General features: G+C 43.5%; 7 protein-coding genes and 1 pseudogene. 1 reads left to right on the forward strand and 7 read right to left on the reverse strand.

The annotated features are described in order from the left end of the window. Positions 1-5 precede the first annotated feature (5 nt). Complete coding sequence (locus tag AM1_RS37210) at positions 6-626, reverse strand: hypothetical protein (protein WP_012168492.1); 621 nt, start codon at positions 624-626, stop codon at positions 6-8. Positions 627-755: 129 nt separating this feature from the next. Between AM1_RS37210 and AM1_RS38195 the strand changes: the two genes are divergently transcribed. Beyond that, positions 756-2,279: a pentapeptide repeat-containing protein gene (locus AM1_RS38195; RefSeq protein WP_148216146.1), complete on the forward strand. Its 1,524-nt coding sequence runs from the start codon at positions 756-758 to the stop codon at positions 2,277-2,279. Between the two features lie 79 nt (positions 2,280-2,358). Here AM1_RS38195 and AM1_RS38200 read toward each other — a convergent pair whose 3' ends face one another. From AM1_RS38200 to AM1_RS37250, 6 genes and pseudogenes are all read right to left on the reverse strand, one after another. Beyond that, a complete protein-coding gene (locus tag AM1_RS38200; protein WP_012168494.1) occupies positions 2,359-3,633 on the reverse strand; it encodes a pentapeptide repeat-containing protein in 1,275 nt (424 codons plus the stop codon). A 4-nt stretch (positions 3,634-3,637) separates the two neighbouring features. Further along, positions 3,638-3,904: pseudogene (locus tag AM1_RS37225) on the reverse strand (IS66 family transposase); the annotation flags it as partial. Positions 3,905-4,738: 834 nt separating this feature from the next. Then, the gene (locus tag AM1_RS37235; RefSeq protein ID WP_012168496.1) at positions 4,739-5,323 is read right to left on the reverse strand and encodes a hypothetical protein; all 585 of its coding nucleotides are present in this window, start codon (positions 5,321-5,323) and stop codon (positions 4,739-4,741) included. Between the two features lie 157 nt (positions 5,324-5,480). Next, the gene (locus AM1_RS37240; protein WP_012168497.1) at positions 5,481-7,034 is read right to left on the reverse strand and encodes a pentapeptide repeat-containing protein; all 1,554 of its coding nucleotides are present in this window, start codon (positions 7,032-7,034) and stop codon (positions 5,481-5,483) included. 165 nt (positions 7,035-7,199) lie between these two features. Then, a complete protein-coding gene (locus AM1_RS37245; RefSeq protein WP_012168498.1) occupies positions 7,200-10,955 on the reverse strand; it encodes a plasmid replication protein, CyRepA1 family in 3,756 nt (1,251 codons plus the stop codon). Between the two features lie 536 nt (positions 10,956-11,491). After that, positions 11,492-12,763, reverse strand: coding sequence for a sigma-70 family RNA polymerase sigma factor (locus AM1_RS37250; protein ID WP_012168500.1), 1,272 nt, complete (start codon positions 12,761-12,763; stop codon positions 11,492-11,494). Between the last annotated feature and the right edge of the window lie 598 nt (positions 12,764-13,361).

Here is a 13,361-nt window from a genome sequence, read left to right on the forward strand (position 1 = left end):
CGTGATCACCCCCAGGACATGGCCACTCGCTCCCGATCCAACCACACCCCGATCATCTCCTCGATCCGCTCCATAGTTTCCCCTGGCCGCAGCTTGATTACCTGCAACACATCGAACGTGTCCTCCAACTCCAAGGCGCACTCATAGCAAAACTCGGGCGTTTCAAACGGAATTGTGATGAATGGCTTACCAGTAATTTCCACGGTGATCCAGAATTTCCCTGAATTGCTTATGGAAACGGTCAGATATTCAAGCTGACCCTTCTGCTTGGTCTGCTGAACCAGATTCTTTTGTCTGCGCTCAAGTGCGTGAAACTTAGACTCAAATGCTCTGGAGACTCTGGGGGGTCTGACTCTTCCTGGTGTTTCCCGAGCTGTATATCCTCGCTGTGTTCTCCGCACAAAATCGGGTTCTCGGTGAATGTGGATAGGGGCTGATTCACGCTTGCGCTCATCTGTACCAACATCTGGAGATGGCTTGCGTCTTACTGGCTGATCATCTTTCCTGGCAATCGTTGGGAACGCAGTCTTGTCTGAATATGCAGGGTTTGATTCGATGTTTATTGGGGGTTTCCCAGTCGATGAGATTGTTGGCTTGGGCTTCAGTGAGACAAGTTTGGGGTTCATACAACTATCCTCTGCCAAGATAAAATCAGTGTAGCTTCTGGGGATATGCTCTGGTGGATTTCAGGGGAAAGCTTAATTTGGGGGTAGGTGATTTACAGTGGGGAAACTAGAGGTAAAGATTATGCTGCGATGACTAACCAAGTGCTAGTTGAATTACTGAAACGCGGTATTGGAGTTTGGAATTCGTGGAGAGAAGAAAACTTATATGAAAACCTAGACTTTCGAAGAGTTCAACTCAGTGGTTCATATCTCAGTGAAGTTGACTTCAGTCATGCCAATTTTGAAATTGCGTACCTCAGTAGTGCAAAGCTCAGTTGCGCAAACCTTGAAGGCATCAACCTTAATCGTGCCTACCTTGGTGGTGCCGACCTCTACAGTGCCAACCTTAGAGGAGCTAATCTCATTCGAGCAAACTTCAATGACGCCCATCTTAAAGAAGCCGACCTGACTAATGCTAATCTCTCTGGTGCCCATCTTAGGGGTGCCAATCTCTTGAACGCAAACCTAAGCGGTGCCTTACTCAGTCGTGCCAACCTTGAAAACGCTGACCTAAGCTACGCCAACCTCGAAAACGCTGACCTAAGCTACGCCAACCTCGAAAACGCTGACCTAAGCCACGCCAACCTTAAGAACGCTGACCTAAGCAGTACCCACTTAAAAAGAGTAATTGCCCTGGATACAAGTTTTCTAAAATCAACATTAACTGGAATCTGCATACAAGACTGGAATATCAACATTAACACGAACTTTGATGATGTTATTTGCGAATACTTTTTTCGTTCATATAATCCTGACTTAACCCAACCAAGTAACCGCCATCCACTCAGCAGAAACTTCGATCCCGGTGAATTTGCTATCTTGATTAAAATGTCCTTAGAGACCATAGACTTAATTTTTGTAGATGGAATTGATTGGCAAGCATTTCTCCAGTCATTTCAAGACTTACGTTCTCAATTTAGTGAACAAGAAATCGCTATACAGGCTATCGAGAAGAAGGGTACAGCATTTGTCGTTCGCCTGGAGACACGACCTGAAGCTGACAAGAATGCTATTGAAGCTAAAGCAAAGGAGTTATACAGTGGAAAGCTTTTGAGAATGGAGCAAAAGTACAAATCTGATTTATTAGCAAAAGAGAGTGAAATAGCTATCTATAAAAAACAAAGCGCAGTTTTACTTGAAATTGTTAAGTTACAGGCAACAAGACCTATAGCAGTCGAGGCTACAGCCGTGGCAGAGAAAGCAACTAACCAAACTAAAATTAAAGACAGTACTATCGGTGCCATGCACAGCGGAAGCGGCAACATCACCAACTTTTCTCAGGCTATTGGCAGTAATCTCCATGAAATCACTAAAATAATCAAGAAATTAAAAAAATCGGCAAAAAATATACCTGAAGAATATCAAGAGGATCTTTCAGAAGATTTTGACGATTTGGTAGATGCTATCAATAACTCTGAAAAGCGAACTGAGAAAAGATTACGAAAACGAATCATGGCTTTATGGGCTATCGTTTGTGCCATCGCTGTAGGAGTCGCTGGAGCGACTGACTTTAGCAACAATCTTGTCGATTTAGCTCAAAAGTTAAATGTGCCCTTAACTGTCGAAGTAATAAAACAAAATCCACATGTTCTTCAGGAACCAAATCAACCTTAAGTTCAGTACTTGATTTCACTAGCAAGATCCATGAATTTACTGAAGCTATTGAAAGATACTTCTCTTTACTAGTGCTGATTCAAGCATTACCAGTCAACCAAGCTTTGATTGTCGCTTTGATTACTTTGAGATATCTGTTCTCCAATACAAATTCCTCTAGGGCCTTTTCTCCACCAGCTTGCATGGCTGAAACAACCCTCTGTTTAAATTCGGGTTTTGTAGCTATATTGACGTACTGAATCTGATCAGTTTCGCTAGCTGCGGGATTGCTTTGTTCAAGTTGTTGTAAGTATTGCTGTATTTCAGTAGCAACTTCTACTAGCACTTGCTGTTCAGGTGAAGCATAGTTGTTGACGTTTCCACTACCAGAATGAAGGTTTTCAATCTTTTCAGCGTTTATAGTGGTTTGACTTATAACCTGCTCATTATTCATTTCACCTTCATTATGAGCCGCTACATTGCCAACTTGCGCATTGAAGTTTTGAGTGGTTTCCATCGGTTTACCCGCAAGAGTTTTGATAACATCAGACATTTCTCTATACACTCTCAATTCTCCATGAGCTTCACTTAGCTGGAGCTTTGTTTTGTAAAGTTCTTTTTGAACTGACTCTATTGCACCTTTGTTTGCCTCATATGAAGTTTCCAGACGAACAATAAAAGCATTACCTTTCTTTTCGATGGCTTGTATACCAATTTCCTGACCAACAAACTGGGAGCGGAGTTGTTGAAAAGAATAGAAAAAGGCTTGCCAGTCAATTCCATCAATAAATATGAGATCTATAGTTTCAAGAGACTTCTGGACTAGAGCAACAAATTCGCCTGGACTGAAATTTCCATTAAGCGGGCGACGTTCTTGCTGATTTTCTCTAAGATAGATGTAATCACAGACAACATTATCAAAACTTGTATCACCGTTAATTTGCCAGTCTTGAATACAAGCCCCTGTTAGGTTTGCATACTTGAGATTGCTACTAAGGAAATTGGTTCCGATGAGATTGGTCCTTTTAAGCTTAACTCTGCTGAGATTAGCATGGCCGAGATTGGCATAACTGAGATTAGCCCCCATAAGAATCGCAGAACTGAGATTGGCATTAACTAGATTTGCACCCCATAGATTAGAAGATGTGAGTTGGGCACAGGTGAGATCTGCGTTGCTAAAGTTTGCCCCTTTTAGATTAGTTGCACTGAGATTTGTACTAGTGAGTTTGGTGCCACTGAGGTTGACACTCTTTAGATCGGCACCACTAAGGTTAGCACCACCTAAGTCAAGCTCCACAGTAGCATTCATTTGCCTCCAAGAATTCCAAACTTTCACATCCCCGATTAATAAATTAAGTAACCCTTGATCAATCATCTTATTACCTTAAGAAGTTACTGCTCAGGCTGATGCGCCAGTCTACTTTAGGATTGCTAGCAAAAATAACTCTGAATGCGTTCAGTAAAGGGATATCTTGCTTTCTCAAGGTTGAAATATAACCGTGAACGCGGCAGAACTGCTGGCCACCCGCCAATGAACGGAAGCAGCCCGATATCTTCTGCTTCAACTTCATCATGCGGATATCCCGTTCAGCCTGATTGTTATCAAAAGGCACTTGAAAATCATACATAAACGCCAAGACGGCAGCTTGGTGCTTTTGAAGTCAGTCTAGCAAGTTTTTCGGTGCTCTCTGCTTTGGTTTGCCTCGTTTCTTGGGTGCATTCTCATCGACGGTTGGCATTGGATTCGCCATGATTCCATTGGCTAACACTTGACGATAACGCTGCTCGTAATAATTCTGATGACATTAGCCCTGAATTTTTTATTGACTCTATTGAAGATCAGCCTGGCTTCTATCAGATAACAGCCCAAGGACCAAGACTCGGACCTGGTGAGTCCATCAAAATCGGGCAGTCTGGACAATATCTGGTTTATCAGATGGACAACATCGAATACTACAGTGAGCCTTCTGTTATGTGTATGGCTGTGTTGCGTAAAGTCTAACTCGTTTTTCTAGAGGGCTTGGGAGTGGAAAAGAATTCCCTGGCTCATTCACCCCCTACACTTTGCCACCCGCTCCCGATCCAGGTATTTTCCCACCATCGCCTCAATCCGTTCGATAGTCTCCGGTGGCCGCACCTCGATAACCTGCAAAATCTCAAATGTGTCCTCTTAGTCCAAAGCGCACTCAAAACAATTCTTAGGGGTTTCAAACGGAATTCTGACGAAGGGGTTACCGCTGCCTTCCACGCCTATCCAAGATTGCCCAGAAATGCTTAGGGAAACCGTTAGAACCTCAAGCTAACCCTCTAGATTGGTTTGTTGAATGAAGTTCTTTTGCCTGCGTTTAAGGGCATGGAGCCTGAACGCAAAAGCTCTATAGACTCTGAGGAATGAGATTCTTTCTGATGTGTGCTGAATTAATTGCCCTAGCTTTGTTTGTGTTCTCCAAGTATCCGCGAATAGTTTCTTTTGTTTAAGCTTATATCTCACTGATACCTAGTTGCTTCAACCACTTGACTGGTTTATTTATATATTCTGAAACCGACAACTGCACTTTTACTAGAGCATTAATATCTTTATCGATCTTGATTAATGTTTTTGTCTCCTCTCGAAGACGCTCGTTAAATTGCGAGTAAACTGCAATAAGCTTAAGTTTATTCAAAGGATTTGGATCAATTGCCACATTGTACATGTCGTATAATTGTGCTTTAGTACTTTGAATAGCAGTTATATCTGGATAAATTAGCGTAATTTCCTTTAGTGAATTCTTAGAATTTTTACAATCTCCTAAGCGGTAATGGCACAATGAAAGGCCTAGGTAAGCAACTGCTAGACGAAAATTCTTCTCTAATCCTATTGCTCGATTGAAGCTTAAGCGTGATTCTCGTAGTAAACTAATTGTCTCTTTTTCCGAAGAGCTTGCTTGATCTAATGAAATCAAGGCAGCGGATAAATCAGCTTTTGTAAGTCTGTCTAACTTAGCATCCACTGAGTCAATTAATCCAGTTAAAGCAGCTATCGAAGAAGCAACCTTTCCTGCAGAAAATATTAATCCTATATCCAATAGTAGTTATCCTCTTTTATTGATTAAAAAAATTTTATTAATTTATCAATATTTCATTTAAACAAAAATATAAATTTAATATTTTCTAGATTTAAAATCTAACATCATTCAAATCCCACTATTCAATTTTAAGGAATTGCAGCTCAACTCAAGATTCTTAAGCATCTATCCATCCTCTCACCATCTCAATAGGTATTCCTATCGGCGCAAATAAAACTTTCAGCGTCTCCATTCCTCCTTCCTTCAAAGCGTTCCGTAAACGCTGACGGAAAGTTAGATCTGACTTAATTTTCTGCTCAACCACAGCCTGAATATCTGTGGGGTTTTCCTCCTGCAACTGAGCCAGTAAATCCTGAATTTCTTTTGCCGATTCAGCCGGGGTTTGTTTTATTTCTGACGCATAGTTGTGTTGAGCAGCTTGTTGAATCCCTTCGTTTACTCCAGCTACATTCCCAACTTGAGCATTGAAATTTTGGGTAACTTTATCTCTGTTTGCCATAGTCTTGACTATTGAAAGTAACTGAGTGTTTTTTTTGCGTTCAAAAGCTAGAGATTCTTTTACTAAATCTAACGTTAAATCTTGGAGATCCATTTTCTCTATATATTGCTCTTCAAGAACCTTAAGGTGCTCACCATATAATTCTTTAGCTTTTGTTTCAATTGCACTTTTGTCAGCATCTGGTGATGTTTCCAAGCGAATAACAAAGGCTAAGCTTTTCTTTTCGATAGCCTGGATATAAATTTCCTGGTCATTAAACTGGGAGCGGAGTTTCTGGAAAGACTGAGAAAATGCTTCCCAGTCAAAATTGTCTAAAAAGATCAGATCAATTGTATCCAAGGATTTTTGTATTAGTGCGGCAAACTCACCTGAAACAAATGCCTTATCTGGATCAATAGGACGCCTTTCAGTTGGAACTATTTCATTAGTTGCATCATTAAAAATTGACTTTAAAAAAATAAAGTCACATACAACCTCTTCAAAATTAGTCCTATTATTGATATTCCAATCTTGAATGCACCCACCGCTTAGGATTGCACGTTGAAAATTTGCACCCAAAGCAACTGTTCTAATCATTTTAGAATTTTTGAGTTCAGCCATACTCAAATCTGCATCAATGAAATTCGCATTTAAGAGGACCGCCTCATTGAGATTAGCAGTGCTAAGATTGGCCTTATAAAAATTTGCCTGGGTGAGATTAGAATTACTGAGGTTTGCACCTATAAGGCTAGCTTTACCAAGATCTGCATTCAGAAGATCTGTATTTTGCAGGTTTGCGTTCTTGAGGTTAGCACCTCGAAGATCGGCATCTCCGAGATCTAAATTACTGAGGTTTGCCTCTTCAAGATTACCGCCAGATCCAATTAACCACAATTTTTCTACTTGTTTAGGATTAAAGCCCCTATCCCATGTTGTAAGTTCTGAGTAAAAGGCTTCACTGAGATTTGCTTCTTCAAGTTTAGCGCCACCGAGATTCGCACCACGAAGGTCAGCTCGACAAAGAATACTTCTATTGAGATTGGCTACGATAAGACTAGCTTTTCTAAGATCGGTGCCGGAAAGATTGGCATCTTCAAGGTTCGCTCGAACAAGGTCAGCCCCCTTGAGATTCGCACCACTAAGGTCTATTGGTTCATTAGGATTTTCCCATCTCCACTTATTCCAAAGTGAAGTTCCCTGCCTTATTAAATCAACCTGATCCTGATTAGCCATTATGATTTCTCAAGAAATCCTTTAAGCAGTTTATTGTACTCAAACTTATCACCAATAAATTGTCTGTTCTACTATTACCAAAACATAGCAGTTCTAACCTCTAGATATATTTTCCAGAGATTTAGTCGAAATCGCTTAATTCGAGGAAAGAAAATCTAGGTCTGATCAATTAACACCCAAAATCACCTCAGATCCCCCCTCAATTCCATCATTTCCCACCTTCAATTGCCCGATTTCCTGATCATTTCCACCATCAAACTCATCAATATCAGATCGCTTTTCAGTTTCTGTAATTAGATCACTGTCTTTATTACAAAGTTCACAAACTGGTCTATTTTTCTCTAATCTCTGATCCCATTTCGCCTGAAACGCTTTCAGCATCTGGTCTTTGTACACTTCATTGCCCGAATATCGAATCACATAGAGACTCACGGATTCCTCACTGCCCACCTTCACCAACTCATGGGCGACTCGCTTGATCAGCTTATTGACGATAGCTACGGCACTTTGCCCATCACTGATGACATTCCGAAAATGGCGGTAAATCTGATATCGATATTCCAACGCCTTCACTTTGATGTCTTCTAATCGCTGGTCCCCCTCCGTCATCACCATGATTTCCATCCGCATCCGGGCCTCAACCTGCTCATAGCGGGCCTGAGTAAACGCCTGAGACTGCTGCTCAATGGCTTCCACTAAACCTTGCTTTTGGTACTTAAGAGCCTGCTTTTGCTGCTCCAACTGCTCCAGCTCCCCCTTCAGCTTTGCCTTCCTGGGATGGGCCTTTCTGCCCAAAGCCGTCAACTTCGCTTGGATGGCCTTCTGCTCCTGAATGACTTCCCTGATCTGCCCAGCCAGTCCCTTGGCTTCCAATCTCAAAGACTGTCGTTGTCTTTGCACCTGGCGACCCTTTTCCAACGCTTTGTCATACGCCTCATAATCAGCGCTGGTGACGTTGTAGGTATCCACTAAATCAAATACCCCCAAGTCACGAAGTAACTGTACCTGGATGCGATTATTGGTTAACCGATGAGTGAGAACGAACTGACTATTGAGCTGTTTCATAAAATTCCTCCGGTCTAATTCCTCAGCAACTTCAGGGTGATACGACATCCAATGCAACTTCGTGGCACTCTTTAAGCGTCCTCGATGCTCAACACAGACTTGATGAATAAACTCATCCGTTAGGTCCACACCGGGTAACTCATCTTGTAATAAGACTTTCTTGGCATCCAACGTATCTTTATAGGTGGCAGAAGAACTCCCCATCACTCGGATGGCCTGCTCCACCGTGAACCGCTCCCCGTCAGCCGTCCCCAGCATTACCGCCGTTTCCACCTCCATCTGCTTCCGCACTTTACTGAAGGACTCGACGATATCGGCATTGCGTTCACTCAGCTCCTCCATCTCAATCGGATGCCCATGATCTGCCAGCAACAAGGTCAGGGACTCTCTTAGAGCTAACAGTGAGGCAATTGAGCGGGTCTGATATCGAGCAAAACTGACGTTGTGACAGTTGTTGGGGTTCTGCTGGTATGCCTTTAGTGCTGCCAACTGCTGAGCTGTTTCCGGTGACTGGTCATGGATGAGCTGCTGTTCTAAATCAATGGACGCAGCCACATCTTGTCCATACTTGGACTGCAGCATGATGACCTGTTCCACAGACTTAATCGAAGGAATATCTGGGATATGCGCCTTCCTGGTTACATAGATTTCACGAGTGACCTTTGCTCGATATCTCCAGAGCTGCTGATAGACACTGCGGGCATGATTGGATGAGGCGTAGCAAAACACTCGACTGAAATAGGGAATCAATCTCGGTTCATCAATGCTGACCCCACTCTCAGCGGTGGGACTGAGGAACAATGCCGTGGGTTGATACTCTTTGACAAACTCAGTGGGATTGGCCTGGAATATCTTATTCTCAGTGCGCTCCGATGTCTTGCGGTCATGGCGCAGAATACCTTTGGCAAACTCCGGGTTCATGTCTGCAATCATCCGCTCCAGCTTCTCAAGGAATTCCTGAGAAGTGGCAACAACAATAAACCGCTCATCGCAGGCCACGGCATTGAGGATTCTCTCTAGAAACTGAGAGGTCTGACCAGAAAACACCTTCGTGGGAAAGTTATCATCAGGCTTGTACTCATTGACGACAATCTTGGTGTTGTACTTCCCGCCTGTAATGCCCTTGATATAGTCAATGGGAATTTGAGACAGGGAATCTTCTAAGAGAATGATATTGCCCCGAGTTTCTAAGACCCGGTTTGCGATCGCATGAAAATGTTCCAAGATCTGATTCTGCCGATCCCCCAGAGTCTGACCACTGAGAACATGGAACAGAGCAGCATCGGCTTCATCCAAGATGATGCAGCTATCGGGTTCAATATCATCGAGTTCAATCTTGAGAAGACTATCAAAACAGAGCAAGATAGACCGCTCAGAGCGAAAGCCCATGCTGATATTGCCCTGGTATTCCTTATTGAGACGGAATAAGTGAATGAGCTTATAGAGGGTGTTCCCGGCATCATCCTTCTCAGTGAATCGGTCTTCGGTATTAAACAGCAGGTTATTCCGGTAACCGGGCATAATCACCTGGCCCTTGACCTGGCTCACCAGGGACTTCAGCATCTCCGTCTTGCCCGTGCCACACATGGAAGCGATGGCGACGACAGACCCCGGATCAATGGTGCCTAGATCTGAGAGTTCAATGTATCGCTTATTGATAACCGTCGTGGCTTGATCCGATAGGCCATTGAGCTTCAGAAAGAGCTGACCCAGTTCATATTCCAGACCCAGACTATTGAAGAACCAAGTGGGCTTGAACACAATCTGAGCCAATTCCACTGGGGTGAGTTCATCGATATCGCAGGAATTTTCCTTGTAGGTCTGTCCCCACCAGGCCACCTCGACGATATAGCCCCATTCTTCCAGCAAGCGAATGACTCGCTGATACTGACGGAAAACATTGAGGTTCCGTACTGCCCCCGCATCAGGATAGAGGGTGATGATCGGGGATTGCTCAGCATCTTTCGATAAGACGGTCAGAGTTTCTCTCAAAGTGTCAGGAGATGAGGCCCAGAGTCCCCCCGCTGCCCCAATCGTGGGGAGCTGTAATCGTTGAGAGAGGAGATAGGGTTTGACCCCTGTTCCTTCAACGAGGGCAATCCGAGAATAGGGACCAAAAGACTTGTAGATGGCTAAAGGAATCTCACCGTGAACATGAGGACCATTACCGTTGGGATTGCGGCGGGTAGAACTGGACAACCAGATGTAGCGGTTGTCTTCATGAACATTGCGCTTCCGCAATTGCAAGGCCACGATTTGATCGTGGACATCATAGAGAGGCCAGAGATAGCCCCCTTGAGAATTGAGGATGCCACCGGGAAGGACACCGGGCAGATCTGGGGATAGGTCTTTGACTCTCTGGAACTGGCCGACAGACACAGCATCAAACCCATCGATTTCAGCCTGGGACATGCCTCGTCGGCCCATGTCTCCTCGATCCATTGAGCAGAGGGATAGATCAGAGAGGAGTTGTCGATACAGGTAATCGCGTTGGCCTACGGGCAACTCCTTGGCAATCCGTTGACGCCGTTCTTCCTTAGCTTGTTGATCACGGATGGCCTTGCGGGCCTGCCAATTAATAGAGTTGTAGTTGTCATCACCCGTGTGAGGTGCCCAGATCCCCCAGTTACTATCTTTCGAAAGCTTTCTGAACTTATAGCCGTTGATGATACCAACATCATAGGTTTCGGTGAGGCAAAGGATGATATCGCCGCCTTTGCTGCATCTTCCATCATTAGAGCCGCAGATGGGGCAATGATTTTGTCTTTTGAAAGGAATCAGCTTTGAAGTATATCGGGTAGGTGTACCAAAGCCTAGATGAGGTGAGTTCAGAGTGAGTGATGGTGTGGAGGTCATTGATGGCCTCCTTGATGATGCATAGATATATGAGTCGATTTCCAAACCATTAGCAGTTCGGGGAATAAAAATGTAGAAATCATTGAAAGTCCCTCTATCAGTTGTCCGTAGCGAGATAGAGAGGTGTGGCTAGGTTAATTTAAATTACAAAATTCTTGCCAGCACAAAGTCGGCTGTTCTAGAATCAGAACACACCACTCCTGTGGGGCACTAACTTTCTGGCTCGTCCAAAGCTCTCGGTTAGATTCCACAATCTCGAAAAAATATTTAGTTTTTTCCTGGATCCCTAGCTATTCGCGTAGCTGGGATTCCTTTTTTTTAGGGCATCGTCACCTCCTGGGGGGAAATACAAAGATTCTTAGTGAACCATACTACGCTTCAGCCCTCAATACGCAAAGGCTTTAAAACAAAAGATCATCAAGGGTTTCAGAATCCTGGGCAGCATGATTCGATGAGGAAAAAATGGGTCAATTCCTCGAATGAGAATGAAGAAATTTGTTGCTTGATCAGAGAAAATCTAAATTGGTATCTGGGAATTAATTTGGTGGCCGAGGGTGTTCTTTCCTATATCCACCCTCAATGACTTTAGATACACCTGAAGTAATGGACGACATTATTGACCTCCTTTCGTTCGGTCTATCATTGTCCTGTAATCTTCTAACAGACTGAGATACAAGCGCTAATGGCAGCAAGATTATATTGAGAATTACTGGGCTGAATCCCAGATGTCCTCGCCAATCGTCTTGAGTTCTCTCCAGTTGATGGCATCGCTGATTCTCTGGGGTAAGTCGATGCCTCGCGACATTAGCAGCCTCGTGACTGCTACGCCGACGAAAAACCAGAATGTGTTTCTGAGCATTGGTCAGTTCTCCAGGCTCATGAATATGACTCTCCTTATTGGTTTGTTTGAAAATCTGTTGAATAGCTCTGCCGATTTTCCCGCCCAGCCGTGAGGCGTCAACCCTTTTTACAGTAGGCTTCTCGATTCCTTCGGGATGAATTAGCTGGGTCTTGTCAGGTTGTGGGAATCGAACTAGGCAAGATCCATAAGTGATAAGGTGCTTGAGATATTCAAGAGCCTTTTGATAAAGCTGCCTAATTCTTTCGCCAGAAAGCTTGAGCATTGTCCCAATCTCGCGATAGCTATGACCGTCTCTCCTTGCACGGACAATAAAACTTTCGCGATCAGGGAGCTGAGCAATGTAGTCTTTCATATTGATACTCTCGGCAAAATCCCAAGAATCTAGCTGTTCAAGATCTTCAACAAAATCAAGACATTCAATCCCTTGCTCTGTCCCAGTCAAGACATTGAGGCTAGAGGTATCAACTACTCGTGCTTTACTCCAGGCGTTAGTAATTACTCGATGTGAATATCCTGTACGTTCAGCCAGTTCATCTAGAGTGGGTTTTCGTTCTAACTCCAGCTTTAAGTCTTGTTCAGCTTCATCAATTTTTTTTAGGTGTTTCGTAATTTCTCTACTGAGTCCTCTTTGTTCACAAATCAACTGCCTGATTTCAGTTCTGATAGGCTTAACAGCGTAGGTACTGAATTGAAAGCCCCTCGATAGATCAAATTTTTGAATAGCAATGGATAGTCCTAGGGTTCCAGCATTCACTAAATCGTCCCAGTCAACTAATCCGCGATATCGTTTAGCTTCATTGAAGACTAACCGCTGATTCTTTCGTATAAAACGGTCTTCAGCCCTTCTGTCACCAGCCTGAGCGCGTTCAATCTGTGGGTACTGGACTTTGCGGCTAAAAGGTCCGGTCTCCAGGGATTGCGAATTGAAAACATTGGTGTATACCATTGTTTAAACCTTCAGATCCGTAATCTGTGTCTAAGGTTTTCGGACCCTCTGGTTGTTTGATCGCGGTTAGAGGGTCTTTTAGTTTTTTCATCAAAGGCTAACGGTGCAGTTAGCCTCAATCGGTGTTTAAGGTTTCGGACCCTCTGGTTGTTTGATCGCGGTTAGAGGGCAATAGTAATCTTGTGTCGTCGGCAATCTAGGTAGCGAAGATCGAAATACCCTATTACCTAAAACGTGTTTGCAGTGGAGAAATCGTTGATACTTCATGTCACCCCCCGATAAGCATTTGTTTTAATTGCTTGTTCTGTTTGTTTTCAGTCCAGAGGACAGATTGAGAATTGTGTAGCTAGATAGTAAAAATTCTCATTAAATATAGTACATATGTATCAAAAATATCAATCATTCACCTCTTTGTAAATGGATTCTTAGGGTGTGCTTGTCGAGAATCAGGGATAAGGAAGAAATTGTGGCTCGGTGAAGAACAGTTTCTTTGCCTCAAGAACTATTTGAAAGACGCGTTAATTCTTGCTGCACATGACTTAGTTCCTTCCAGGTCTAGCTTTGTTTTGTAGGCAATGAAGGAAGCTACAGGACAAAG

The sequence above is a fragment of the Acaryochloris marina MBIC11017 genome (genome assembly GCF_000018105.1).
GTDB classification, from domain to species: domain Bacteria; phylum Cyanobacteriota; class Cyanobacteriia; order Thermosynechococcales; family Thermosynechococcaceae; genus Acaryochloris; species Acaryochloris marina.